The organism is Nocardia huaxiensis (genome assembly GCF_013744875.1).
GTDB classification, from domain to species: domain Bacteria; phylum Actinomycetota; class Actinomycetes; order Mycobacteriales; family Mycobacteriaceae; genus Nocardia; species Nocardia huaxiensis.
In genome coordinates, this window is record NZ_CP059399.1 from 5,869,267 (window position 1) to 5,895,731 (window position 26,465).

Annotated in this window: 22 protein-coding genes; 3 read left to right on the top strand and 19 right to left on the bottom strand. The window is 67.5% G+C overall.

Annotated features, from left to right (window positions below; all coding sequences use genetic code 11):
* Positions 1 to 7 precede the first annotated feature (7 nt).
* On the top strand, positions 8 to 673 hold the full coding sequence (locus H0264_RS26515; RefSeq protein WP_181580070.1) for a TetR/AcrR family transcriptional regulator: 666 nt from the start codon (positions 8 to 10) through the stop codon (positions 671 to 673).
* 73 nt (positions 674 to 746) lie between these two features.
* Here H0264_RS26515 and H0264_RS26520 read toward each other — a convergent pair whose 3' ends face one another.
* The 8 genes from H0264_RS26520 to H0264_RS26555 form a co-directional block, all read right to left on the bottom strand.
* Complete coding sequence (locus H0264_RS26520) at positions 747 to 2,576, bottom strand: acyl-CoA dehydrogenase (RefSeq protein ID WP_181580071.1); 1,830 nt, start codon at positions 2,574 to 2,576, stop codon at positions 747 to 749.
* Positions 2,577 to 2,608: 32 nt separating this feature from the next.
* A complete protein-coding gene (locus H0264_RS26525; protein WP_181580072.1) occupies positions 2,609 to 3,757 on the bottom strand; it encodes an acyl-CoA dehydrogenase family protein in 1,149 nt (382 codons plus the stop codon).
* On the bottom strand, positions 3,758 to 4,993 hold the full coding sequence (locus tag H0264_RS26530) for a cytochrome P450 (RefSeq protein WP_181580073.1): 1,236 nt from the start codon (positions 4,991 to 4,993) through the stop codon (positions 3,758 to 3,760). It abuts the gene before it with no gap.
* Complete coding sequence (locus H0264_RS26535) at positions 4,990 to 6,597, bottom strand: AMP-binding protein (RefSeq protein WP_181580074.1); 1,608 nt, start codon at positions 6,595 to 6,597, stop codon at positions 4,990 to 4,992. The genes H0264_RS26530 and H0264_RS26535 overlap by 4 nt, the downstream gene beginning before the upstream one ends.
* 1 nt (position 6,598) lies before the next feature.
* Positions 6,599 to 7,033, bottom strand: a complete 435-nt coding sequence (locus H0264_RS26540; protein ID WP_181580075.1) for a Zn-ribbon domain-containing OB-fold protein — start codon at positions 7,031 to 7,033, stop codon at positions 6,599 to 6,601.
* Positions 7,030 to 8,199, bottom strand: coding sequence for a thiolase family protein (locus tag H0264_RS26545; RefSeq protein WP_181580076.1), 1,170 nt, complete (start codon positions 8,197 to 8,199; stop codon positions 7,030 to 7,032). Before H0264_RS26545 ends, H0264_RS26540 begins: the two co-directional genes overlap by 4 nt.
* A complete protein-coding gene (locus tag H0264_RS26550) occupies positions 8,196 to 8,990 on the bottom strand; it encodes a crotonase/enoyl-CoA hydratase family protein (protein WP_181580077.1) in 795 nt (264 codons plus the stop codon). The genes H0264_RS26545 and H0264_RS26550 overlap by 4 nt, the downstream gene beginning before the upstream one ends.
* 67 nt (positions 8,991 to 9,057) lie before the next feature.
* Complete coding sequence (locus tag H0264_RS26555; RefSeq protein WP_181585842.1) at positions 9,058 to 9,795, bottom strand: SDR family NAD(P)-dependent oxidoreductase; 738 nt, start codon at positions 9,793 to 9,795, stop codon at positions 9,058 to 9,060.
* 115 nt (positions 9,796 to 9,910) lie between these two features.
* On the opposite strand from H0264_RS26555, the gene H0264_RS26560 reads away from it, so the two are divergent.
* Positions 9,911 to 11,560, top strand: a complete 1,650-nt coding sequence (locus tag H0264_RS26560; RefSeq protein ID WP_181580078.1) for an FAD-dependent oxidoreductase — start codon at positions 9,911 to 9,913, stop codon at positions 11,558 to 11,560.
* 56 nt (positions 11,561 to 11,616) lie between these two features.
* Here the strand turns inward: H0264_RS26560 and H0264_RS26565 are convergent, their stop codons facing one another.
* The 9 genes from H0264_RS26565 to H0264_RS26605 form a co-directional block, all read right to left on the bottom strand.
* Positions 11,617 to 12,669 (bottom strand): phosphotransferase family protein, encoded by a 1,053-nt coding sequence (locus H0264_RS26565; protein ID WP_420831987.1) that lies wholly within the window; start codon positions 12,667 to 12,669, stop codon positions 11,617 to 11,619.
* Positions 12,670 to 12,710: 41 nt separating this feature from the next.
* Positions 12,711 to 14,288: an aldehyde dehydrogenase family protein gene (locus H0264_RS26570; protein WP_181580079.1), complete on the bottom strand. Its 1,578-nt coding sequence runs from the start codon at positions 14,286 to 14,288 to the stop codon at positions 12,711 to 12,713.
* A 32-nt stretch (positions 14,289 to 14,320) separates the two neighbouring features.
* Positions 14,321 to 15,766 (bottom strand): aldehyde dehydrogenase, encoded by a 1,446-nt coding sequence (locus tag H0264_RS26575; protein WP_181580080.1) that lies wholly within the window; start codon positions 15,764 to 15,766, stop codon positions 14,321 to 14,323.
* Positions 15,763 to 16,872, bottom strand: a complete 1,110-nt coding sequence (locus H0264_RS26580; protein ID WP_181580081.1) for an NAD(P)-dependent alcohol dehydrogenase — start codon at positions 16,870 to 16,872, stop codon at positions 15,763 to 15,765. Before H0264_RS26580 ends, H0264_RS26575 begins: the two co-directional genes overlap by 4 nt.
* A gap of 115 nt (positions 16,873 to 16,987) precedes the next feature.
* Positions 16,988 to 18,736: a GMC oxidoreductase gene (locus H0264_RS26585; RefSeq protein WP_181580082.1), complete on the bottom strand. Its 1,749-nt coding sequence runs from the start codon at positions 18,734 to 18,736 to the stop codon at positions 16,988 to 16,990.
* 77 nt (positions 18,737 to 18,813) lie between these two features.
* Positions 18,814 to 19,734 (bottom strand): SCO6745 family protein, encoded by a 921-nt coding sequence (locus tag H0264_RS26590; RefSeq protein WP_181580083.1) that lies wholly within the window; start codon positions 19,732 to 19,734, stop codon positions 18,814 to 18,816.
* On the bottom strand, positions 19,731 to 20,654 hold the full coding sequence (locus H0264_RS26595; RefSeq protein ID WP_181580084.1) for an SCO6745 family protein: 924 nt from the start codon (positions 20,652 to 20,654) through the stop codon (positions 19,731 to 19,733). Before H0264_RS26595 ends, H0264_RS26590 begins: the two co-directional genes overlap by 4 nt.
* A 56-nt stretch (positions 20,655 to 20,710) precedes the next feature.
* Positions 20,711 to 22,339 carry an AMP-binding protein gene (locus tag H0264_RS26600; protein WP_231087349.1) on the bottom strand — a complete coding sequence of 543 codons (1,629 nt, stop codon included), beginning with the start codon at positions 22,337 to 22,339 and terminating at the stop codon, positions 20,711 to 20,713.
* A gap of 114 nt (positions 22,340 to 22,453) precedes the next feature.
* Positions 22,454 to 23,401, bottom strand: coding sequence for an alpha/beta fold hydrolase (locus H0264_RS26605; RefSeq protein ID WP_181580086.1), 948 nt, complete (start codon positions 23,399 to 23,401; stop codon positions 22,454 to 22,456).
* A gap of 105 nt (positions 23,402 to 23,506) precedes the next feature.
* On the opposite strand from H0264_RS26605, the gene H0264_RS26610 reads away from it, so the two are divergent.
* Positions 23,507 to 24,295 (top strand): enoyl-CoA hydratase/isomerase family protein, encoded by a 789-nt coding sequence (locus H0264_RS26610; RefSeq protein ID WP_181580087.1) that lies wholly within the window; start codon positions 23,507 to 23,509, stop codon positions 24,293 to 24,295.
* Positions 24,296 to 24,326: 31 nt separating this feature from the next.
* Here the strand turns inward: H0264_RS26610 and H0264_RS26615 are convergent, their stop codons facing one another.
* Complete coding sequence (locus H0264_RS26615; protein WP_181580088.1) at positions 24,327 to 25,361, bottom strand: TIGR03857 family LLM class F420-dependent oxidoreductase; 1,035 nt, start codon at positions 25,359 to 25,361, stop codon at positions 24,327 to 24,329.
* Positions 25,358 to 26,407, bottom strand: coding sequence for a phosphotransferase (locus H0264_RS26620; protein WP_181580089.1), 1,050 nt, complete (start codon positions 26,405 to 26,407; stop codon positions 25,358 to 25,360). The genes H0264_RS26615 and H0264_RS26620 overlap by 4 nt, the downstream gene beginning before the upstream one ends.
* Positions 26,408 to 26,465 lie beyond the last annotated feature (58 nt).

Below are 26,465 nucleotides of genomic sequence, written 5' to 3' on the forward strand. Positions count from 1 at the left end.
TACCGAAGTGGCAGGCCGCCCCGGCCGCCGAGATCAGATTCTGGAGACGTTCATCCGTCACGTCGCCGAACGCGGCTACAACCAGACCAATCTCGGCGACATCGCCAACGAACTCGGCATGTCCAAGGGCACCATCGTGCACCACTTCGGCACCAAGGCCCAGATGCTGCGTGAGCTCGAGGACAACTACATGTCCCAGCGCAAACGCGAACTGAAGCTGGTCTTCGAACGCCTGGAATCCCCCGCCGAACGCGTAGCCGCCATGATCTACGCGGGCGTCTTCTACCAAATCGAGGATCGCGACGCGACCATCGCCAGCCAACGCGAATTCGTCCAGCTCACAGACGATCCCGAAATGCTCAAAATCCGCGAGCACCGCTCCGACGTCCAACGCATGATGCAACAGGAAATCCGCGCCGGCATGGACGCCGGCGTCTTCCGCGAACTGGACGAGGCCCTCGCCACCCTCCAAATCTTCGGTTCCATGCAATGGATGTGGACCTGGTTCAACCCCAAAGGCCGCCGCACCCCCGACGAGGTCGGCGCCGCCTTCGTCGACCTCGCCCTGGGCGGCCTGCTGATCGACCGCTTCATGCTGACCTCGCTCGCCGACCCGAAGGGCCGCCTCCCCAAGATCGTGCACGAGTGCATGCAGGAGGCCGCGGCGCACTGACGCCCCACTGCCGGGTCACATAGGCCGACTGCCATCGAGCTGCCTCGCTGGAGTCTGAAGTTCAGGGACCGCCTCAGAACGCGGAGATGTCGAGGACCATAGGGTCGTTGTCCAGGTCGGCGAGCACGGTGCGGACAGCGGACAGGGTCGGCAAGACCTGCTTCGCGAAGAAGGACGCAACGGCGACCTTGCCCGAGTAGTACGCCGCGTCCGCGGGCTCGATACCGCCGGCGGCCAATCCGGCCGCGGCGATCTCGGCCTGGCGGAGCAGCAACCAGCCCACCAGCAAGTCGCCGGTGGCGAGCAGGAATCGGACCGAACCGGTTCCGACCTTGTAGATTTCCTCGGGGTGCTGCGCAGAAGCGGCCAGGTAGCCGGTGAGTGCTGCGGCCATGCCGCGCACGTCCTCGACGGCCACCCCGAGCAGGCGGCGCTCGGTGGTGAATCCCGCTCCCCCGGTGACGGTTTCATCCATCTTGCCGAGCAGGAACTCCAGGGTTGCGCCGCCGTCGCGGGCGATCTTGCGGAAGAAGAAGTCCTGGGCCTGGATGGCGGTGGTGCCCTCGTATAGGGAGTCGATCTTGGCGTCGCGGATGTACTGCTCGATCGGGTAGTCCTGGAGGTAGCCGGAGCCGCCGAGGGTTTGGAGGGATTCGGTGAGCATGGCGTAGGCGCGTTCGCTGCCTACGCCCTTGGCGATCGGGAGGAGGAGGTCGTTGAGGCGGGCTGCCTGGGCGGGGTCCGCGCCCGAGACCTGTTGTGCTGCTTCGGGATCATGGTGGGCGGCGGTGAAGAGGTAGACCGCGCGGAGACCTTCGGCGTAGGCCTTCTGCATCATCAGGGAGCGGCGGACGTCGGGGTGTTGGATGATCGGGACGCGGGGGGCGTTCTTGTCGGCCATGTGGGTGAGGTCGGCGCCCTGGATGCGGTGGCGAGCGTAGTCGAGGGCGTTGAGGTAGCCGGTCGAGAGGGTGGCTATGGCTTTGGTGCCGACCATCATTCGGGCGGTTTCGATGATCTGGAACATTTGGGCGATGCCGTTGTGGGTGTCGCCGATCAGCCAGCCTTTGGCGGGGGTGCCGTGGGCGCCGAAGGTGATTTCGCAGGTTGCCGAGACCTTCAGGCCCATTTTGTGTTCGAGGCCGGTGACGAAGGCGCCGTTGCGGTCGCCGAGTTCGCCTGTGTGGGTGTCGAAGTGGAATTTGGGGACGTAGAAGAGGCTGAGGCCTTTGGTGCCCGGGCCTGCGCCGGAGGGGCGGGCGAGGACGAGGTGGGCGATGTTTTCGAAGAGGTCGTCGGAGTCGGCGGAGGTGATGAAACGCTTGACGCCTTCGATGTGCCAGGAACCGTCGGGCTGTGGGATGGCTCGGGTGCGGCCGGCGCCTACGTCGGAGCCCGCGTCCGGTTCGGTGAGCACCATGGTGGTGCCCCAATTGCGTTCTACTGCAAGGGTTGCCCAGCGTTGTTGTTCCTCGGTGCCGATGCCGTGGAGGATGCTCGAGAACACCGGGCCGGTCAGGTAGAAGTAGATGCCGGGCTGGGCGCCCAGCAGGAATTCGGTGATGGCCCAGGTGACCATGGCGGGGGCGGGTACGCCGCCGACTTCCTCGCGCAGGCCGACGCGGAACCAGTCGGCGGATTGCCAGGCGCGCAGGGCCTTCTTGAAGGATTCGGGGATGCGGACGGTGTGGGTAGCCGCGTCGAAGGTGGGCGGGTTGCGGTCGGCGTCCGAGAACCCTTCGGCCACTGGGCCTTCCGCCAGTTTCGCCGCTTCGGTGAGCATCTGGCGCACCGTGGGGCCGTCCAGGTCGCCGTAGGCGCCCGAGGCGAGGATCTTGTCGAGTCCGAACATCTCGAAGAGGGTGAATTCGAGGTCGCGGACATTGCTGCGATAGTGCCCCACTCGGGTTGCCTTCCGTAATCCGTTGACGCTGTTCAGTTGTCGAGGCCGAGGGATTTGGCGATGACCTCGTTCATGATTTCGGTGGAGCCGCCGCCGATGGTGAGGATGCGGCTGTCGCGGTAGAGGCGCTCGACCTCGTTCTCGCGGATGTAGCCCATGCCGCCGTAGATCTGCACGGCTTCGTTGACGACGTACTCGCAGGCCATGGCGGCGGTGTTCTTGGCCATGGCGACTTCGCTGCCCACCGGTTGGCCGGTGACGTAGCGGGTCAGCACATCTCGGACGTAGACGCGGGCCACCGTGACGCGGCGGGCCATCTCGGCGAGTTTGTGGCGGATGACCTGGCGTTGCGCGAGGGGTTGGCCGAAGGTGGTGCGTTCGCGCACCCAGGGCACGGTGAGGTCGTAGGCGCGCTGCGCGGTGGCGTAGGCCTGGACCGCGAGGTTCAGGCGCTCGCCGTCGAGGCGGGTCATGAGCTGGGCGAAGGCGCTGTTCTCCGGGCCGACCAGGTTCGAAACCGGTACGCGCACACCGTCATAGGACAGTTCGGCGGTATCCGAGCACAGGCAGCCCATCTTCTCGAGCTTGCGGCCCACGGTGAAGCCGGGAGTGTCGGTGTCCACGATCAGCAGCGACAGTCCCCGGTAGCCCGGGCCGCCGGTGCGGACGACGGTCGTGACGTAGTCGGCGCGGACACCGGAGGTGATGTAGGTCTTCGCGCCGTCGACGAGGTAGTGGTCGCCGTCGCGAACCGCCCGGGTGCCGACGGCCGCGACGTCGGAGCCGGTACCGGGTTCGGTGATCGCCAGCGAGCCGATCTTCGTGCCCGCCAAGGTCGGCCGCACATACTTCTCGACCTGCGCCGGGTTCCCGACCGCGGCGATATGCGGTGCGGCGATGGTGTGCGTGAGCAGCGACCCGCACAAGCCCGGGCTGCCCCCGTTGCCGATGAGCTCCTCGATCAGGATCGCCAGATCGATGTAATCACCCGCACCGCCGGCAGATTCGGGGAAGGAAAGCTCCAGCAGCCCCAACTCGCCCGCCTTGGCGTGCAGTTCACGCGGCAACTCGCCCGCTCGTTCCCAGTCGTCCATATGCGGAGCGATGTCACGACGGGTGAAGTCACGCACCAGCTTGCGCAGGTCTTGTCGCTCCGGGGTGGACCAGAGGTCGGAGGTCACCTACTGCCCCTTCGCGCGCGAAAGCCGCACGGGCAGTTCGGTGACGCCGTTGACGAAGTTGGATCGCAGCCGCGCCGGTTCGCCGATCACCTCGATAGTTGGGAATCGTTCGAACAGTTTGGTGAGCAGCAGTCGCCCCTCGAGCCGCGCCACGCCGCTGCCGAGGCAGAAGTGGGTGCCGAAGCCGAAGGAGACGTGCGGGTTCTGCTTGCGGGTGATGTCGAAGGTGTCCGGGTTCTCGAAGACCGTCTCGTCGCGATTGGCGGCGGCATAGGACAGCACCACCTTGTCGCCGGCCTTGATCTGCTGCCCGCCGAATTCGATGTCCTGCACGCAGGTTCGCCGGAACTGCAGGATGGGCGGAAACATGCGCAGGATTTCCTCGACCGCCTGCGGCATGAGGCTCGGATCCTCGCGCAGCAGACGCCACTGGTCCGGGTTCTCCGAGAGCAGCAGCACCGCGCCGTTGAGCATATTGCGGGTGGTCTCGTTGCCGGCGATGACCAACAGCTGGAAGAAGCGGTCGAGTTCGTCGTCGGTGAGGGTGCGGCCGTCGACCTCGGCGTTGACGACCAGACTCCACACATCGTCGGTGGGATTGGCGCGCTTGGCCGCGGTCTGGCTGCGGGCATAGGCGAACAGTTCGTAGAACGCCGAGACGTAGGACTTCTTGTCGACGGCTTCCGGGTCGTCGAAGCCCACCATGCGGTTGGTCCAGTCGAACAGCAGATGCCGTTCCTCGGACGGGATGCCGAGGATATCGGCGAGCACCAGCAGCGGCATCTCCGCGGAGACGCGCTCCACCCAGTCCAGCTCGCCGCCGTCGCCGAGTGATTCGACGATTCGATCCGCGTGCGCGGCAATGGATTCCATCATGCCGTTGACCACGCGCGGCGTGAACGCCTTGCTGATGATCTTGCGCATCTGGGTGTGCATGGGCGGGTCGATGTTCAGCATGGCCTGCCGCTGGATCTCCAGCTCGGCCGGGGACACCTCACGAACCCACGTGCCGCCCTCGTAGGAGCTGAACACGTCCGGGCGCTTACCGGCTGCCATGACGTCGGCGTGCCGGGTGACGTACCAGAAGCCGGGGCCGCCCGCGAAGTCGTCGGTGGCGGGTTCGGGCACCCAGAAGACCGGGGATTCGCGGCGCGGCCGAGCCACCGCGTCGTACGGGAAGCCGGACACATAGGTGGCCGGATTACCTAGGTCGGGGATGAGGGCGGTGTCGGTCATCGTGTCTCCTGTGCCGTACTTGTCGCCGCCGCGTTCGCCCACGCGTAATCGGTCTTGCCGTTCGCGTGCCGTCCGATGCGGTCGACGCGGATGAATGACTTGGGAATCTTGTAGCCCGCCAGCGCTTCTCGACAGCCGTCGCGCAACTGCCGGTCGGTGACGGTGAGGTCGGCGGCCTGGTACAGCGCCACCACTTCCTGGCCCCATTTCTCGCTGGGCCGGCCGACCACGACCGCGTCGGCGACACCGGGCAGTCCGCGCACGACGAGTTCGACCTCTTCGGCGAAGACCTTCTCGCCGCCGGTATTGATGGTGGTGGCTTCGCGGCCGAGGAATTCGAAGGTGCCGTCGGCGGTGACGCGCGCCTTGTCACCGGGCACCGAATAGCGGCGACCGTCGATGGTGACGAAGGTGGCGGCGGTCTTGGCGGGGTCGCCGAGATAGCCCACGGGAATGGCCCCGCCCTGTGCGAGCCAGCCGATCTCGTCGGATCCCGGTTCGACCACGCGAGTGCGGGTTTCGTCGATGAGGGCGGTGTTCCCGCGCGCGGCGAAGGTCTTGCCGTCCGCGCCGCGTTTGGCGTGCAGGCCCGTTTCGGAGGAGCCGAGCATATCGCTGACACGAATCTGCGGCAGCAGCTCCTGCAGCCGGTCCTTCAGCGAATCCCGCAGTGCAGCACCGCTGTTGACGATCAGGCGCAGCCCCCGCAGATCACGGGGACTGTGCTCCAGTTCCGTCACCAGCGGCACGCCGAAGGCGTCGCCGACGATGGCCATCGAGGTCACGCCGTGCTGGGCACAGGTATCGAGCAGGGTGGCGGCATCGAGGCGTTCCGGGTGCGGCTGAATGACCACTGTCGCGCCGGACAGCCAGCCGCCCAATGCGATTCCGGTGCCCGCGCCGTGCATGAGCGGTGGTGCGGGGAGCACCCGCCCGCGAATGCGCACGGCCCGCGCGACGGCGTCGGCGAGGGTCTCGACATTGCGTACGCCGAGCGGCCCGGCGACCAGGTCACCGGCCCGCCAGATCACGCCCTTGGGCATGCCGGTCGTCCCACCGGTGTAGAGCAGATGCCGGTCATCCGGTCCGGCGGCGGGAATGCCGTCGGCGGGATCGGCTGCCGCCAAAGCGGATTCGTAGTCCAGCGCGCCGTCGAGAAGGGCCGCCCCGCTGCCGTCGTCCACCTGGAGCAGTACCGGCGGGTGATCGAGCTCCTGCAACGCCTCGGCCAGTGTGGGCGCGAAGTGCCCGCCGAAGACAACGACCTTGGCGTCGGCATCACGCAGCAGATAGGCCAGCTCGGTCGGCGTATACCGATAGTTGATGTTGAACGGAGCCACCGACGCCTTGTGCGCGCCCAGCACCGCTTCCAGGTACTCGGGCCCGTTGTAGAGGTAGACCCCGAGATGGTCCTGCCCTGTCTCCCAACCGTTCTCGACATCACGTCGCCCGCCGAGCCCGTGTCCGCGCAGCACGGCGGCCAGGCGGCGGGTCCGGTCGGTGGTCTCACGCCAGGTGTAGGTCCGCTGCGCGATCACGCACGGTTCGTCGGCGAGTACCTCGGCAATGGCCTCGTGCAGCGTCGCCAGGTCGAATTCGGCCATATCAGTTGTCGCTCTCTGTGGCGGTGCCGATGTCGGTGGTCCAGATCGGGTAGCTCTCCCCCTCGGCGGGGTGCTCGAACGCGACCCGCACCGGCGCTCCCGCACCGGGTGTTCCGACGACACGCGCGTACATCCAAGGCCCCTCGGCCAATTCGACGACAGCCACCGTGTAGGGCACCAGTTCGGCATAGGCACGGTTGGGCGCACGGTGGATCACAGTCCAGGTGATCAGCGTGCCCGTCCCCGCCGCGGGCACCCAGGTGAGCTCGGTGCCGCCGCAGGTGGTGCACACCGCGGCCTCGGGTGCGAGCAGCTCCCCGCACCCACCGCATTTCTTGATCACCAGTTCGCCGCGCCGGGCGGCGTCGAAGAATTCGGCGCTCTTGCCGTCCCGCTGCATGGGCGGCCAGATCGCCGCTGTCGCTTGGTCGTTCATCGTCCGGCTCCGCTCAGCACGAGGGTGGCGTGATGTTCCAGGACACCGCCGCTGCCGCTGACCATCACCACATCGGTCTTGTCGACCTGTCGTGCGCCGGCGTGGCCGCGGGCCTGGGTGACGGCCTCCACGATGGGGGTGAATCCGGTCAGGTAATAGCTGGAGAGCTGGCCGCCACCGGTATTGCAGGGCAGGCTGCCGCCGGGAGCGAGCTTGCCGTCGGCGACGAACGCACCGCCCTCGCCCTTGGCGCAGAATCCGTAGTCCTCCAAGGTGACCAGCACGGTGAAGGTGTAACTGTCGTAGAGCTCGAGCAGATCCACATCCTCGACCGTGACACCGGCCATGCGCAGCGCAGCGGGTCCGGCCACGGCCGCCCCGGTGCGCAACCCGAACTGCGACTCCCGGTGCATGAGCTGACCGGGATGTGCTTGTCCCCAGCCCAGTACGTCCACCGGCGGCTGCGCGAGCTCGCGTGCCCGCTCGGCGGAGGTGACGATGACGGCCGCGCCGCCATTGGACACCAGGCAGCAGTCGAGCAGGTGCAGCGGATCGGCGATCAGCGGTGAGGACTGATGATCGTCCAGGGTGATCGGCGCGGTGAACTGGGCCACCGGATTGCCGGCCGCCCACGCCCGCTGCCCGACCGCGATGGCGCCCAGCTGTGCACTGGTGGTCCCGTAGGTCTCGAAATGCCGTCGAGCAGCAAGGGCGTAGAACAGATTCGGCGTGATCGCGCCGATTCCGATGTGGTACGAGGCGAATCCGCTCGGCAGTGCCCGCTGCTTGCCGAAAGCGTCACGCGCCGAACCCTTCTCCTTCAGCGGAGCGTCGGCGAACACACAGGCCACCGCAGTCGCCTCGCCGCTGACGACGGCCTGGGCCGCGAGGGCGATCATGGCGGCCGGGCTCGCGCCCAGCGCGGAGACCTCGGCGAGCAGCCGCAGATCCCGCAGCCCCAGCACCTTCTGCAGCGACAGCTTCGGCGAGCCCTGCGTACCCGGGCTGACGAGCAGCCCGTCGATCTGAGTGACCGCGAGACCGGCGTCGGCCGCCGCGAGGCGCACGGCGTCGGCGGCGAAATCCGTTGCGCTGCGGCCGTATACCTTGCCGACCTCGGTCAACCCCAGCCCCGCGATGGCGGCGCGGCCGGTTCCCGCGTTCACCTCGCCTCCCACTGCGGCGCCCGCTTCTGTGCGAAGGCACGCGGGCCTTCCTTCGCATCGGCGGTCTTCATGATCAGCCGCGCCTCGTTGTCGGACAGCCGCCAAGCCTCCTCGCCCCAATCCGACAGCGCCGCGGCCTGATACAGCACCCGCTTGCTCGCCTGCACCGCCAGCGGCGCATTGCGCGTGATCTTGTTCGCCAGCTCCAGTGCCGCCTCGAGCACCTGGTCCGCGGGCACCACCCGGTTGACCAGGCCCCACCGCAGCGCCTCCTCCGGGGCGATGGGCGATCCGGTGAGCAGGGCCTCCAGTGCGATCGCCGGCGGCACCTTGCGCGCCAATCGCAGCAGCCCACCGCCGGCGGCGATGATGCCGTGCCGCACCTCCGGCAAACCCAGCGTGGCGTCCGCGCTCATGACGGCCAGATCGCAGGCGAGCACGAATTCGGTGCCGCCGCCGAGCGCGTAACCGTTCACGGCCGCGATCAGCGGCTTGTCGATGACCTGCTTCACGATGCCGCCGAAGCCACGCTCACGCTGGCCCGGTCCGATCAGCGAACGCCCAGCCGCGACCTCTTTCAGGTCCGCGCCGGCGCAGAACGCCTTGCCCGCCCCGGTGAGGATGCCGACGCGCAGTTCCGGGTCGGCGAGGAATTCGTCCACCGCGCCTTGCAGCGCGATCGACATGGCGGCGTTGACCGCGTTCATGGCGTGCGGGCGGTTCATCGTGATGATCGCGACGTGACCGTCCTTGCGGAGGAACGCCGGCTGCTCTTCGTTGGGCTGGATCATCTGCCCATTATCGTGACCGTACGTCCGGTCAGTCAAGTTCTCCATGAAATATCATCGATTCACATGGTCAGCGGATGCCGCCGTCGAGCCGCAGGATCGACCCGGTACAGAAGGAGGAGGCATCGGAGGCGAAATACAGCGCTGCCCCGATGATCTCGTCGGGGCGACCCGGACGGCCCAGCGCGACGGTGGTGGCGAACTGGGCGCGGAATTCGTCGGGCCAGTGGGTGGCGATATCGGTCTCGAACGGGCCGCACTGAATCGCGTTGACCCGCACGGTGGGACCGAATGCCTGCGCGAATCCTTCGGTGAGATTGTTCAGCCCGGCCTTGGCCGCCGAATACGGCAGTGCGATGACATCGGAACGCGTGGCGGCCACCGAGGTGATGTTGACGATCGACCCGCCGCCGGCCGCGGCCATCCGGGTGCCGATCTCGGCGACGAGCCGGAACGGGCCCTTCAGGTTCACGCCGATCACCTTGTCGAACAACGACTCCCCCACCTCGGCCAGGCTCGGATACAGCGGCGAGATGCCCGCATTGTTGACCAGTACGTCGACCCGGCCGAATTCGGCGTAGGCGGCCTCGATCAGCGCATCGCACTCGGCCCAGTCGCCGACATTGGCGGCGACCGGAAGTGCGCGGCAGCCATATTTCTCACTCAGCCGCGCGGCCAGTTCCCGACAGCCGTCGATGCGGCGACTCGCGATCACCAGGTCCGCGCCCGCGGCGGCGAACGCCTGCGCCATCTCCTTGCCCAGACCCCGGCTGCCGCCGGTGATCAGGGCTACACGGCCCGCCAGCACGCCGTTGTTCTCACTCACCACAGGTCCCTCTTTTCTACCGAGTCGATGTGGCCCATTATTGTGACCGTACGGGCGGTCAGTCAATCGCTCGACTAGACGCCTACAGAGGAGCGCCATGGCCTACGTCATCACGCAGCGCTGCTGCAACGACGCCACCTGCATCGCAGAATGCCCGGTGGACTGCATTCGCCCGACACCGGAACAGCCGGAATTCGCCACGGCCGAGATGCTCTATATCGACCCGGACACCTGCATCGACTGCGGCGCCTGCGCCGACAGCTGCCCGGTACAGGCGATCTTCCCCGAGGACGACCTCACCGCGTCGCTGACGCGATACCGGGATATCAATGCCGCCTACTTCGAGCGGCATCCCCTCGAGGCGGATCTCGCACCGCTGCCGGTGGAGATTCGGCCGTCCAAGGAACTGGGCACGCTGCGCGTCGCCATCGTGGGCGCGGGACCGGCGGCCTGCTACGCGGCACAGGAGCTGCGCGGACGCGCCGATGTCGAGGTCGAGATGTTCGACAAGCTGCCCACGCCGTGGGGTCTGGTGCGCGCGGGGGTGGCCCCCGATCACACCGGCACCAAGACGGTGACCGACGCCTTCACCACCGGTTTCGGACGCGATGCCGTCCGCATGCACCTGAATGTGGAAGTGGGTGAGCACATCTCGCACGAGGAACTGCTCGAACACCACCACGCGGTGATCTACGCGGTGGGCGCGAGCACCGACCGCCGCCTCGGTATTCCCGGCGAGGAGCTGCCGGGCAGCCATTCGGCCACCGAATTCGTCGCCTGGTACAACGGCCATCCCGAGTACACGGACCGCCGGTTCGACCTGTCCGGCGAGCGCGCGGTGATCGTGGGCAACGGCAATGTGGCCCTCGATATCGCACGCATCCTCACCATGGATCCCGATCAGCTGGCAACCACGGATATCGCCGATCACGCGCTGGAAGCCCTGCGGCACAGCGCTGTTCGCGAGGTCGTCCTGCTGGGCCGACGCGGCCCGGCACAGGCCGCCTACACCACGCCGGAGTTCCTGGCCCTGGGTCATCTACCGAGGGTGGACGTCATCGTCGACGAGCAGGACCTTGTGCTCGATCCCATCACGCAGGCCCAGCTGGACGACCCCGACGCGGAACCGTCGCTGGTGTTGAAGGTCGACCTCGCACGCGAGTACGCCGACCGGTTCCCGGTCTCGGGAAACAAGCGAATCGTATTCCGCTACTTGGCTTCTCCCACCGCGATCAGCGGCGACGATCGGGCCGAAGCCGTGACCATCGTGCGCAACGCCTTGGCGGGCGACGCGAACGGGTTGCGCGCCGAACCGACCGAATCCACCGAATCGCTCGCAGCCGGGCTCGTACTACGGTCGATCGGCTATCGCGGTGAACCGATCGACGGGCTGCCATTCGACCATGCCCGCGGCGTGGTGCCGCACGAACTCGGCCGCGTCACCCCGGGCGTCTACGTGACCGGGTGGATCAAGCGCGGCCCGCGCGGAGTCATCGGCACCAACAAAGCCGACTCCAAAGAGACTGTCGACCAACTGATCTCCGATTTCATCGCCGGTGAGCTGAAGCCGCCCCGCGCCGACCGGGAAGCGTTGGCCGCCCTGGTGGTGCGGCGTCGGCCCGAGGTCGTGAATCGCGAAGGATGGGCCGCCATCGACGCGGCGGAACGGGCAGCGGGCGCGGCGGCGGGCAGGCCTCGGGTCAAACTCACCGAGACCGCGGCGCTGCTGCGGGCGGCGCGCGGCTGAACACGGCAGTGGGGCGGTGATCCCGAATCCAGGATCACCGCCCCACGATATCGACCTCACTCGAGGAGTTCGGCCGCCTCGGCGAACAACTGCACGGTGATCCCGTGCAGCTTGTCGCCGATCTCCCGGGGCGCTTTGCCCGCCGCGGCGCGGGCGTGCGTGCCCTCCAGGATGATTCCGAGCTTGAATCCCGCCAGCACGGTGTACCAGGTGATCGCACTCAGATCCCGATCAGAGAATCGCGCGTAGTGCTCGATCATCTCCGCGGCGGTCGGCACTCCCCCGGCGGCGGCCAGCGCCGGGGTCACCGCCGCGCCCGCCGCACCGGCCGGATTGGTCGCGATCTGCCAGCCCAGATCCAGCAGCGGATCACCGATGGTCGACATCTCCCAATCGACCATGGCCGCCAGTTCCGGTCCGTCCCAACGAAACATCATGTTCGCCAGATGGCAGTCGCCGTGCATGACGCCGGGCCGCCAACGCTGCGGACGGTTGCTCTCCAGCCACTGCGCGACCCTGTCCAGATGCGGGATATCCGGGCCGGCATAGCCGTCGTTCTTGCGGTAACCCTCCAGCTCGCGCAGCCAGCGCGAGACCTGGCGCTCCACGAAACCGTCGGGTTTGCCGAAATCGGCCAGCCCCAGGGCTTCGTAGCCGACATTGCCGAGCCTCGCGATGCCCTCGACCGCCGACAGCACCATCGCATGCCGTATCGACTCGTCACCGGCGTGCAGGCCGGGCAGTTCCGTACCCGGATTGAATCCGGCCACCGGTTCCATCAGATAGAACACCGAGCCGCCCAGCACGGATTCGTCCGTGCAGGCCGCGATCACTCGCGGTGCGATCACATCGGTGTCGCGCAGCGCGCCCAGCAGGCGCGCCTCCCGGCGCAATACCTCGTTGCTCACCGGCCGGGGGTGTTTCGGCGCGCGGCGCATGACGTAGTCACGGTCACCCCGTATGAACCGCAGCATGATGTTCTGCGTGCCGCCGCCCAGCGGGGCGAGGTCGGTGATCTCCCCCTCCGGCAGTCCCTGCGCATCCATCCACCGGCCGAGCGCGGGCAGGTCCACGATCTCGGCCCACTCGCTGATCATCCGAACGGTCATCTCTTCCTCACGTCGTCCATCACGTCACAGGTAGCCGGTGCTCAGTCGATTCGGCCGATCTTGCGCGCGGCCAGCCGCGCGCGGGGCCGCAGATTCGCGACCCTGCCCGCCGTGCCGTACAGCAACTGGACGGCTTTGAGCAGCGTGGGCGAGATTCGCGCATCGGTCGGGTAGAAGTGCACGTCCCGGTCGGGGAACGAGCGGGCGACCAGGACCGACTGCTTCTTGCAGAACTTCCGGATGCCGTCCGCGCCGTGGCGGGTCCCGATGCCGGAGGTCTTGACGCCGCCCATCGGAAGCCCGAGCGCGAAACAGTGCGTGAGCATGTCGTTGACCGAGACCGAGCCGGCCTCGATCCGCCGGGCCAGCTGTTCACCGCGTTTGCGGTCGCGGGTCATGATCGTCGCGGCGAGACCGTATTTCGAGTCGTTGGCCAGCCGCAGGGCTTCCTCCGCGTCGGCGACCCGCATGATGGGGATCAGCGGCCCGAAGGTCTCCTCGGTCATGCAGGTCATCGAATGATCCACGCCCACAAGCACAGTCGGCTGATAGAAGCGGCCCGGACCGTCGGTGACGGGCTTCCCGCCCACGAGCACTCGCGCGCCCTTGGCTTCGGCATCACGGACCTGCGCATCGATGATCCCGACCTGGGCTTCGGTGATGATCGCGCCGACATCGACGGCGCCCGGTGCGACGGGCACGCCCTGCCGCAGCGCTTCCACCTTGGCGACAACACGAGTCACGAACTCGTCGTACACCGGCGCTTCGACGTAGAACCGCTCGGTCGACAGGCACACCTGACCGCTGTTGACGTTCGCCCCGAACACCGCGAGATTCGCGGCGCGTTCGATATTGGCGTCCGCCAGCACGATCATCGGATCCTTGCCGCCGAGCTCCAGCGAGACCGGGATCAGTCGTTGCGCCGCCTGCGCGCCGATCTTGCGGCCGGTCGCCGTGGACCCGGTGAACATCACCATATCGGCCACATCGACCACGGCAGCACCGGTTTCACCGGCACCGGTCGCGACCTGGAAGACCGCACGCGGCATACCGCACTCGATGAGGCCACGCCGGACGATCTCGATGGACAGCGGGGTGATCTCCGAGGGCTTCAGGATCACCGCGTTGCCGGCGGCCAGCGCGGGAATGGAGTCACCGAATCCGATGGTGATCGGGAAGTTCCACGGCGCGATGATGCCCACCAGACCATGCGGCACGTAGTGGGCGCGCAACTTCTTGCCGAGTACGAACGGCGAGGTCTGCGCGATTCGCTTGCTGCGCAGATGCTTTGCGGCATTATCGGCCCAATAGCCCAGTGCTGTCAGTGGATACGCCAGCTCGAGCACGCTGTCCTCGAAGACCCGGCCGGTCTCGGCCTGCACCACCTCCAGGAGTTCGTCGGCATGGTCGGCCATCCACCGCTGCATGCGGCGGAACACCACCGCACGTCCCTCGAAACCCAGCGCCTGCCAGGCGGGTTGAGCCTCACGTCCGCGCTCGGCCAGGGCGGCGACCTCGGCGGCGTCCAGCACCGGCGCGGCGCCGATCCTGGTCCCGGTCGCCGGGTTGACGACCACGAGTTCGGCCGGACCCTGTGGTTCGGCGCTGGTTACGGTCATGACGGTTGGTCCTTCACGTGTCGCCGGACTCATCAGGGCAGATAGATCGACTTGTACTGCTGGTAGGCGGCCAGCCCCTCGGGACCGAGCTCACGGCCCAGGCCGCTGTCCTTGACACCGCCGAACGGCGCGCCGTGGTCCATGGTGTAGCCGTTGACGCCGATGCTGCCGGTCTGCACCCGGCGGGCAAGGGCCGCACCGCGTTCCACATCGGAGGTCCAGACCGTGCCACCGAGGCCGTAGGGCGAGTCGTTGGCCTGGCGCACGGCATCCGCGTCGTCGTCGAACGGGATGACCGCGAGCACGGGGCCGAAGATCTCCTCGCGCGCGACGGTGGAGTTGTTGTCCACGTCGGCGAAGACTGTCGGTTCGACAAACCAGCCGCGGTCGAACCCGGCGGGACGTCCGCCGCCGACGGTGATGCGCCCGCCTTCGGCCTTGCCCTTGGCGATGTAGCCCTCGATGATCTCCCGCTGCCCGGCGCTGGCCACCGGACCGATAACCGTCGAACGGTCCAGGGGGTCACCGATTCTCAGTGCGCGCACCATATCGCTGAGCGCGTCCACGACCTCGCCGTAGCGGCTGCGCGGCGCGAGGATGCGGGTACAGATGTAGCAGCTCTGGCCCTGGTTCATCAGGCTGGCCGCGAACAGGTTCGGGATCACGGCCGAGAGATCGGCATCGTCGAGGATCAGGGCCGCCGACTTGCCGCCGAGTTCGAGTGTGACCGGCTTCAGCAGTCGCCCACAGGTTTCCGCGATCGCGCGCCCGGCATCGGTGGAGCCGGTGAACGCGATCTTGTCCACGCCCGGATGGGCGACCAGGTGGGCGCCCGCAGTCCGTCCCGAGCCCGGGACGATATTCAGTACGCCCGCGGGCAGTTCCGCCGCGGCGGCGGCCTCGGCGATCAGCATGGCGTCGAGCACGGTCTCCGAGGACGGCTTCATGACGACGGTGCATCCGGCGGCCAGCGCGGGGGCGATCTTGAAGAAGGCCAGGGTCTGCGGGAAGTTCCACGGCACAATCGCGCCGACCACGCCGAGGGGTTCGCGGCGCACCTCGGTGTTGCCGACGACCAGCGAACGGCGCACCTCGCTGGTGGGCAACTGCTGAATCAGCTCGGCGTAGTAGCGGAGCATGGTCACCGGGACGGTGCCCTCGACCGGCTTGCCGAAGCGAATCGGCATACCGTTCTGCGCGCTGACCCGGCGCACCATTTCCGCACTGCGAGTGACCAATTCGGCCGCGAAGCGCTCCAGGACCGCCGCGCGCCGTGCCGGCTCCCAGGTGGCCCAGCCGTTCGGATCGTCGAAGGCCCGGCGCGCGGCGGCGACCGCGGCATCGATATCGGCCGGGCCGCCGGCGGGCACGCTGCCCAGCAGCTCCTCGGTGGCGGCCGAATACGCTTCGATGCGCTGCTCCGACGACGGCCGGGTCCACGCCCCTCCGATGTACAGCGAGCCGTAATCCACCGTCATGGGGTGTCCTTTCCTGGAACCAGCACGGGTTTGATCACCGCACCGGATTTCATGGCCTGCTCGGCGGCGTCGATACGCGCCAGCGGGAAGAGTTCGATCAGTTCGTGGAACGGGAAGCGGTCCTGCCGCCACAGCTCGATCAGCTTGGGAATCAACAGCTTCGGCACACTGTCGCCTTCGAGGATGCCCTTGATGGTGCGGCCGAAAGCCAGCTGGTCGGGGCGGACCATCAAGGGTTTCAGCTGCACACCGACACATCCGCACACACCGCGCAGCCGCAGTACGTCGATGGCGGTCGACACCACCTCCGGGACTCCCGTGGTGTCCAGGGAGAAGTCCAGGCCGCCGGGTGCCAGCGCCTTGATCGTCTCGGTCAACCTGTCCGTGTCGGCGACGAACGTATGTGTGGCCCCGAGTTTTTCGGCCAGCCTCAGCCGGTCCGGATTGCGATCGACCGCGACTATGGTGGCGGCCCCGGCTACCTTGGCCGCCATGACGGCCGACAGGCCCACCGTGCCGGTGCCGAACACCGCCAGCGAGTCTCCGGCGCCGAGACCGAGGGAGGTGAAAACCGAACCCGCGCCGGTCAATATGCCGCAGGACAGCGGCCCCAGCAGTTCGATCGGCAGCGTGGGATCGACCTTGATGGCGTTGCGCGCCGACACCACACTGAACTCGGCGAACGACGACTGCCCGAACCAGTTGCCCATGATCGGTTCCCCGGCGGCGTCCCGCACCGTCGTCGACCGGCCCGGACGGAAGCCGGACATATTGCGCGGCCAGAACGATTCGCAGTAGGCGGGCTGGGCGTCGAGACAGTTGCGGCAGGCACCGCAGGAGTCGAACGACAGCACCACATGGTCACCCACCGCGAGGTCGGTGACGCCGGGCCCGAGGGCGACGACCTCGCCCGCGCCCTCGTGTCCCGCGATGATCGGCGGCTTGCACATCGGGGTGCGCGGCAGGAAGTCACTGTGGCAGATGCCGGTTCCCGCGATGCGAACGAGCACCTGCCCGTACCCGGGTGCGTCGAGCTCGACATCCTCGATCCGGAAGGGACCGTCGGCGGCGCGCAATACCGCCGCCCGCGTGCGGACCGATGTCATGACGCGCCACGGAAACGAGCGGACGCGCTGGAGAGAGAGGCCACGTTGCCACACCTTTCGAGATTCGTGTGCACCGCACACATCATACGATGCTGACCGCCCGTACAGTCAATAACTAGTCGCGGGACTCATCCGAGGACACGGCCCGCTCCCGCGCCTGTTCGACCGGGAAGATCGGCAGGCGCAGCGCCGCCGGCGCTTCGACCGGCACCACCGGACTACGCGGCGCGACCGGGTGCACCAGCCGGTAGCCCGCACCCAGTGGCGGGCGCGGGTCCGCGTCGCCCTTGTTGGGCCACAGGGCGACGGCGCGTTCGGCTTGGGCGGTGATCGTCAGCGACGGATTCACGCCGAGATTGGCGGTGATCGCCGACCCGTCGATCACATGCGCGCCCGGATAGCCGTACAGCCGCTGATACGGATCGATCACACCGGCGTCCGGCGAATCGCCGATCGGGCAACCGCCGAGAAAGTGGCCGGTACTCGGGATATTGAACAGATCGAAAGTGGTGCCCTTGGGTACACCGTCGATCTTCTCGGCAATCCGGCGATCGACGTCGTGGGCCGCCGGAATCCACACCGGTGGCTTGGGGCCGGGGCCCGGACGGGTCGTCATGCGCCGACCGAACAGGCCGCGCCTGGTGTAGGTGATCAGCGAATTGCCGCTGGTCTGCATGACCAGCAGGCCGATCGTCTGCTGCGACCATCGGCGCGGGTTGTGCATCCTGCCCAGCGTGCGCCAACTGCGCAGCGCGACAACGAGTCCGGAGATGATCCGGGGCCGGCCGGGCTCCGGGTCCACCAGCACGGTGGTGGTGAGGCCGAGCAGGTTGCTGCCGGGGCCGCCCAGGCGACCGGCCTCGACGTGGGTTTCGTCGTCCGGATGGAACGACGAGGTGATGCAGACGCCCTTGCTGTAGTCCGCATCCTTGCGCAAGGACCGCGGATAGAGGACGGCCTCGGAGTTGGTGCGCGTCAAAGTGCCCAGGGCAGCGGAGATTTCCGGCATCATGCCGGTGTCTCTGAGCTTGTGCAGCAGTCGCTGGGTGCCGAGGGCGGCGGCCGAGAACACCACCTGCTCAGCGGTGAAGACTCGGCGTTCCTTGCGCAGCCAGCGGCCGGTCCGCACGGTTTCGATACGGAACCCGCCACCGGGCAAGGGGCGCACGCCGGTGACCGTCGTCAGCGGATGCACTGTGGCACCGGCTTTCTCGGCCAGGTACAGGTAGTTCTTGACAGTGGTGTTCTTGGCATTGTGCCGACACCCGACCACACATTCGCCGCAGTTCAAGCAGGTGTTGCGAGCGGGACCCACGCCACCGAAGAACGGGTCCGGCACCGAAGCCCCCGGGGCCGTACCGTTCTCACCGAAGTACACGCCGACGCGGGCACGGTGGTAGGTCTCGCCACGGCCCATATCCTGCGCGACCTCCCGCAGCAGCTCGTCCGACAGCGTCTCGCGGGGCACCTCGGCCACGCCCAGCATGCGTTCGGCCTGGTCGAAGTAGGGTGCCAACTCGGTTTTCCAGTCGGTGATGTGACCCCACTGCGGATCGCTGTAGAAGGCGTCCAGCGGCCGGTACAGGGTGTTGCCGTACACCAGCGAGCCACCGCCGACACCCGCGCCCGCGGTGAGGAAGGTGTCGCGCAGCAGTGTCATTCGCGTGATCCCGTAGCAGCCCAGATACGGGGCCCACAGGTACCGCCGCACCCGCCAGGAGGTCTCGGCGAACTCGTGGTCGGCGAAGCGCCGACCGGCCTCCAGAACCGCTACGCGGTAACCCTTTTCGGTGAGTCGCAGCGCGCTGACGCTGCCCCCGAAGCCGGACCCGACGATCATGACGTCGTAGTCGAATGCCTTCATCGCATCTCCTTCGGGCCATCCCAATGTGACCCGGGCAACACAATGCCACTGACCGCCCGTACAGTCAATAATAGGTTCTACGGCTTCCGGCGCTGGGCCGCTACCCGCGCCGCGATCTGCGACCCGTAGAGATCGGGGTAACCACTTGCGGCCTGGATCGCTGCGCTCCAGCGGCCGACCGTATCGACGAGCTCATCGACATCGCCGCGCAGCGCCTCGACAGCAGGTCGCAGCTGGCGGTCTGTTGCCAATTCGATCTGCTCGCGCGCCAGCCGTCCGGCCGGGGAAAGCCGATCGCCGTCGAACACGCCGCAGTCTTGCAGGCGGCGCGTCGCGGCATCGAGCTGCGCGTCGGTCCATGCCCTGGTGTGCACATAGGTGCGGGGCGGCAGGCCCCACCACTGCTCACTGACCAGCCCGATCTCGACGGCGTCGAAACCCGCCGCGATCCAGGCCGCGGTGTGCGAGTCGCCGCGGTACTCGCGAAGCCGGTCAGCCAACGCCCAGGCCCGGCCCAGCGGATCGTCGGGGAGAGCGAGTGCACACAGGCCCGCGAACAGCGGACGACCCGCCATCGGCAGGGGTTCGGTTGCGCGAGTGAGTAATTCGATCACGCGGTCGAGGCCGCCGGGCTTCTCACCGATCATCCGGCGCAACGAGTTCGTTGCCCCGCGCCGGCGAACGGCGGCGATCGAGGCGGGATCGGTGAGCGCGCGGCCACGCTCGATCGCCGCCGTGACCATGCCCGGTTCGAACACCGCGAACGCGGCGGCGACGACCGCGCCGGATGCGTGACCGAGGGCCGCGCCGCGGCTGGTGTTGTAGGCATCGCGATTCGAGGTCTGCGCACCGCCGGGAAGCGAGCCGCGACCGGCACCGAATCCGAGCGCCGCGTACTCGGCGTTCGCTTCGGCAGAGAAGTACACCTGCCCGGCGAAGGGCTCGATCGCGGCCCACAGGGCTCGCGCGCGGGCACTCACTTCGGCACCGGTGATCATCGACTCTCCCCCATCCCGTAGCTGACGATCCGAGCCGACTCGAGTCGATCCGCTCCGGTGAGATCGGGGTAGCTGTTCACCATCAAGGCCGCGCTCCACGCTCCGAGCAGACCGACGAGTTCGTCGAGGTCGTCGCCCAATGCGTCAGTCGCGCCGCGCAATTGCCGGTCCGTCGCGACCTCGACAGCTTCGCGGGCCTGCGCGCCCGTCGCGGTGAGTCCCTCGCTGTCGACGTGGCCGCGGGCCATCAGTCGCGCGTGCGCCGAGTCGAGCTGCTCCGTCGTCCATCCGCGGGACCGGACGTAGGTGCGCGGGGGCAACCCGCGCATCAGCTCACCGACCAGACCGATCTCGGCGGCGTCGTATCCGGCCGCGTTCCAGGCCGCCGTATGCGAGTCGCCACGGTACTCCCGCAGACAATCGGCCAGACGCCAGGCGCGACCGAGCGAACTGTCGGGCAGGTCGAGCGAATACACCCCGGCGAACAGCGGACGCCCTTCGGGCCGTAGCTCTTTCACCGCACGCGCCAGCAGGGCGGTCACCCGCTCGATCCCGGCCGGGCGCGGTCCGAGTACCCGTTCGAGTTGCGCGATCGCACCGGCGGTACGCGCCTCGGATATCGTCGCCGCATCGGTGAGCCGCCACCCGTGATCGACACCGGCCATGACGACATTCGGCTCGAATACGGCGAAGGCCGCAGCCACCACGGACCCGGCGACCTGGCCCATCGCCGCACCGCGACTCGTGAAATACGCTGCCGCATCAGGAGTTCGGACATTGCCCAGAGCGCCGCCCGGCGCGAAACCGAGACGTTCGTAGGCGGCATGACACTCCGGCGCGAAGTACACCTGCCCGGCGAGGGGCTCGATCGCCCCACGCAGCGCCCGCGCTCGGCGGCTCGACTCATCGGTCGCCGGCATGACTACCCAGCCCCTCACCTTCGACTGACGGATCAGAATCCAGTTCGCGGACAGTGCTATTCGGCGTACAGGGCTTCGATCTCGGTGGCGTACTTGGCGTTGATGGGCTTACGCCGCAACTTCCCGGTCGGGGTCAGCTCGTCACCGCCCTCGTTCCACAGCGTCGGGAGCACGGCGAACTTCTTGATCTGCTCCACCCGGGCGAGTTTGGCGTTGCCCTCGTCCACACCCTGCTGAACGACGGCGAGCACGCGAGCGTCTTTGGCCAGCACCGCCGGATCGGGCTCGATCCCGAACTTCTCCGCGAACGCGGGCACCGCGGCACCGTCGAGGGTGATGAGGGCGACGTTGTAGGGCCGCCCGTCACCGATCGCGATCACCTTGTCGATCAGCATGGAGGAGGTGGAGATGGCGCTCTCGATATTGCTGGGCGACATGTTCTTTCCGCCCGCGTTGATGATGAGCTCCTTCTTGCGGTCGACGATGGTGTAGTAGCCCTCGTCGTCCACCGTCACCACATCGCCGGTGTGCACCCACCCGTCGGCGTCCTTGGCCTCGGCGGTCTGCACCGGGTCGTTGCGGTAGCCCTTCATGGTGAAGGGCGCACGGATCAGCAGCTCACCATCCTCGAGCACCCGGGCTTCGTAGCCGGGCAGCAGGGTGCCGATGGTGCCGGGTTTGGCGAGTTCCGGCGGCGCGGCGGTGGCCAGGCCGATCTCGGACATGCCCCAGATGTCGGTGACCGGGATGCGCAGCTTGCGCAGGAAATTGAAGACGCCCAGCGGGCAGGCCGCCGCACCGGACATCGCCCATCGCACCTGGTCGAGTCCGAGCTTGGCGCGGATCGCGTCGATCACCTGCGGGACGTCGGCGTCGAATCCGGCACGCAGCTGATCGTTGCCCGCGAGCTGCAATTCCACACCGGCCTTGAGCTTCTCCCACACTCTCGGAACCGCCGAGAACACCGTCGGCCGCACGTCCGCCAGCGTCTGCGGCAGCTTGGAGAGATCGTTGAGAGTCGTCAACTGCGCACCGTAGACGACGCCGAAATAGTAGGTGACACAGCGGTCGGCGGCATGCGCCGACGGCAGGTACGAGATCACACGGTCGCCGCTTTCGATCGGGAACGCGCTCGTGACCGCGGCCGCCATCGCCAGCACACCGCTGTGGGTGTGCTCGACGCCCTTCGGCGGGCCGGTGGTGCCCGAGGTGTAGATCATGCACAGCACGTCGTCGGGCAGTACCGCGTTCCATGCGGCGTCGAAGTCGAAATCCGGTGCGGGCGCGAGACGATCGAGGTCACCTTCTTCCACGACGAGGAGGTGGTCGATGTCGGCGCCGGACTCGTGCAACGTGGCCAGGTACTGCCGCTCGGTGATGAGGATCCTCGCACCCGAATGGGCGAGCAGATAGTTGATCTGGTCGGGCGCGGAGGTGTTGTAGATCGAGAAGGTGGTCGCGCCGAGGTGGTTGGCGGCCATCTCGGCGAGGTTGAACTCCGGCCGGTTGGTGAGCAGGGAAGCGAACACGTCACCGCGGCGCAGGCCGAGGGCCGCCAGTCCGCCGGCGATGCGGCGTACTTCGGCATCGAACTCGGCCCACGTATAGCTCTGCGCGCCGTCGTAGCTGCGCAGTGCGACGGTGTCGGGGTGGTCGGCCACCTGGCGCTGGAATGCCTGGGGCATGGTCTGTGGATCGGGCACGGATACTCCTGGTGAATCACTATATTGACGAAGGGTGGTCACTTCGCGGGAGGGCCGCATCGGGCCGTCCGTACGGTCGCTCCTCGGAAGCGGCTGTCAGAAGCTGGTGAGGCCGACCGGCTGCGACGACAATCCGCGCAGGCGAACGATTTCGGCGTTGAACTCGTCGGCGTTCTGCATGTTGCTGGCATGTCCGCTGTCGGCGAGTACGACTTCACGGTCCAGATGCCCTGCCGCTCTGAACAATTGCGCGGTACGAGCCGATTCACTCGGGGGAAGCAGGCCGTCGCGAGCGCCGTACAGCACGGTCGTCGGCACCCGCAGTGCCTGCACACCGTCCGAAGCATCGATGTGCTGCATCACTTTGGCCCACCGCGACCGCACTCGGGGAGGGCAGGTCGCGCCCAACCGCTGCACGAAGTCGACCATGCACAGCGGCGCTTGCGGGGTCAGCGAAACCTTGCGGACCATCGATCTGGTTAACCGGCGCGGCGGCGAGGGCAACGGCGCGATCGCCATGGCGGTCAGCAATCGCGAGCGGCGATCCTGGTGCCTTTTCATGCTTTCCGGACCATCCGACAGCCCGGTCGCGGTGTTGGCGAGAAGTGCGGAATCCACGTAACGCAGGACATCGTCACGGAAATACTTCGCCCATGCGAGAACCGTCGCACCGCCCATGCTGTGACCCGCCACCGTGGCAGGCGCTTCGGGCACGACCGTCGCGGCCAGCACGGCCGACAGATCCTCCGCGAGCACCCGGTCGCTGAACGGGCGCGTACCGGCCTCGCTGCGACCGTGGCCGCGCTGGTCGTAAGCGATCACCCGGTTTCCGCTCGCCAGTGCGTTGATCTGCGGATTCCAGAACTCGATGGCGACCGACCACCCATGGACCAGCACGATCGGATCCAGTGCCGGGTGCCCGTACTCGCGAACATGCAGCGCGGTTCCGTCCGCGGAGTGCACCGTCCGAGTCTCCCGCGGTTCCGGGTGCGCCAATATTCCGCTCAGCCCGAGATCCGGTGGGGGTTTCTTGAATTTCGGCATGCCGCACTCCCTTGTACTCAGCATCAGCCCGGCCGCGCTTGACGTGAGCGCGGTCACGTGGCAAGACTAAAACTAACCGCACGTACAGTCAATAATGGAGGTTCGATGTCCGGGCAGATATCGAAACAGGAGAATGTCGTCCGAATCGAGCGGCCGACCGCGGGCGTCGCGGTGGTGGTATTGGATCGTCCGGCGCGGCTCAATGCCATGAATCCGTCGAGCATCCCCCTTGTGACACAGGCGGTCCGACCGCTCGCAGAGGATCCGGAGACACGGGTGGTGATTCTGACCGGCGCCGGGCGCGGCTTCTGCACCGGCATGGATCTGAGCAGCCTGGATGAGATGGCGCCGCGCGAGGTGGACGCGACCATCGCGTGGATGCGGGAGCTGCACAGCTTCTCGCTGGAACTCGCCCGTCTGCCTCAGCCCACTATCGCGGCGGTCAATGGGCCCGCCATCGGCGGTGGCCTCGGCATGGCGCTGGGCTGCGACCTGCGCATCGCGGGTCCTGACGCGAAGTTCGGAGCGACCTTCGCGAGGATGGCCATCGGCCCGGATGCGGGTGTCTCCCATACACTTCCGGCGGTCATCGGGCACGCCGCCACACTCGATCTATTGCTCAGCTGCGAACCCATCGGCCCGGAGGCGGCACTGCGCCTGTGCCTGGTCAGCCGAGTCGCCGATGACGCGCTCGCGGCCTCGATCGAGCTCGCCGAACGATGGGCGCGTATCCCCGCCCATGCGTCGCGCACGATCAAGAAGACACTGCGACTGGCAGCACGCGCTGATCTCGAGACCACGCTGCTCGATATCGAGCCCCGCGCCCAGGCCGACCTGATCTGCCATCCGGACTTCTTCGCCAACGCCAAGGCGTGGCTCGACGGTCACCACTGAATTGCGGTGGGGACGAACATACTTCAGGCCACTATCCGGCGGCGTCCGCCCGATAGGCAGCGACCACGGGTGCCAGTTCAGTCGGCGTAGCACCGTGCATGATCACAGCGTCCGCGCCCGCGCTCAATTGCGCTCGAACGCCCGCCGCACACTGGTGCGCACTCCCCTGGGCCGCGGCACTCAGCCATTCCCCGGGTAGCAACTCCGCGATGTGCGCGAGTTGGTCGTCGGTCGCGACCGCGTCGATCGCCCCGCGGATGCCGGCAACCACCGGGTCGGCGCGAAAACGGGTGAGGACAACAGGATCCCAGCGATTGGTGGAGACCAGCAGATCACCGTACATCTGGAGGTAGGTCGCCAACCGGCCGGCGGTCGCACGCAGGCGACGCGGCTCCGGAATGTGATCGCCGATGGTCGCGTAGCAGGACCACACTCGCACCGACGCCGGATCCCGGCCCGCGCGTTCGGCCGCCTCCTTCACAATGCGCACCGAACGCGCCACGGTCTCGTCGGTGAAGTACGTGTGCAGAACGACCTCGTCGAATACCCGGCCACCGAGCGCGAGAGTCTGTGGACCGAAGGCCACCAAACCGAGTGGAATCGTCTCGTTGAAGCGGGGATCGAGCCGCAGGCGGGTGTAGCGGCCGGCCGGGCCGTCATGATCGCGGACGGTCTCGCCACGCCACAACCGCCGCACGAGTCCGGCGAAGTCCTCCAGTTGCGCGGTGGTGACCGGGGGCAGGTTCCAGGCGGCGAAGGCATGTGCGCCACCGCGTCCGAGTCCGAGCATGAAGCGGCCCCGAGTCAGCCGGTGCATCGTGGTCGCGTAGGCGGCGGTCACCATCGGATGGCGCGTGTTGTGATTGGTTGCGGCCGTGGCGATTCGGATGCGCTCGGATGCGGCGCCCGCGGCTCCGGACAACGTGACGGCCTCCTTGACGTCGAACCGCTCGGACAGAAAGGCCGTGCCGAGGTTCAGCTCTTCCGCCGCGCGGACCTCGTCGATGATCTTGCGCGGATCGTCGCTCGCGCCGGCGAGCAGGTAACAGCCCAGTTCGCGATTCACGACAGCGCCCCTGCCGAATTCAGCTCTACCACCTGCCGCGCGTGCCGTTGCGCCATGGCGAGAAACATCCGGTCCCCACGGTCCGTGCGCCGAGCGAGCATGGCGGCATTGATCGACATCAGCATTCCGTGCCACGCGCCACGGCGGTAGTCCCGCCAGCACTCGGCCCAGGAGTAGCCGCGGACGCCCAGCTCGAGAATGCGGTCGTGGTAGCGCCTGACCAGATCCTCCTCCAGCTGGTGCCGCAGTTCCGCGGGTAAGCCGCTACCGAGGAAGTAGGCCACGTCTTCGGGACCGGACCCGATGGCGCAGGTCTGCCAGTCGACGACGGCCATCGAATCCTGCGGTCCGATCAGGACGTTGTCCAAGCGGAAGTCGCGGTGCACCACGGTTCGGTGGCCGGACTCCCAGGACAGCCAGGATTCGAGATGTTCGACGAACAGTTCTCCGGCACAAAGGATCTCATCACTGAGCAGCTCCGCGTACCGTTGTTGAAAGCTCGCCCACAATCGCGGGGTCACCTGCGTGATACCCGGTCGATCCCGGCGTAGCCACGACAGCTCTCGCCACCGGTCCTCGCCCCAGCACGGAGCGTGCAGACCGGCGATCTCGTCCATCGCCGTGGCAGCCACCTCGGCGGTGCAGCCGGCCAGCTGATCGCCCTGCCGCGCGGGTGTCAGATCTTCGAGCAACAACAGGAAATCACCTGTCTCGGAAGAGAACTCGGCCGCGTACACGTTCGGCGTGCGCACCCGAACCCGTGGCGCGAGCTCCCGGTAGAAGCGCACCTCGCGTTCATATGCCCCCTCCCGCCGGACCTGGCGCCGGCGCTCCGGATCCGGATCGGCGAACTTCGCGATCAGGTGCCGAGGCGCTGCGGTCGGCCGGTCGTACTCGATGGCGAGCCGCGCACTCACCGCCACCTGACCGGTACCGACCGCGACGCTCGACAATCCGACGACCCTGGCATCGCCCCGAACGCCCGTGAGCGCCTCGTCGAGCAGGTCCGCAGTCAGACCGGCCGTGGGATCAAGGTTCTTCAGCACGATCCCAGAGTGACATACTGACCGTCCGTACGGCCACCCTGCTAGCATCGCAGCGATT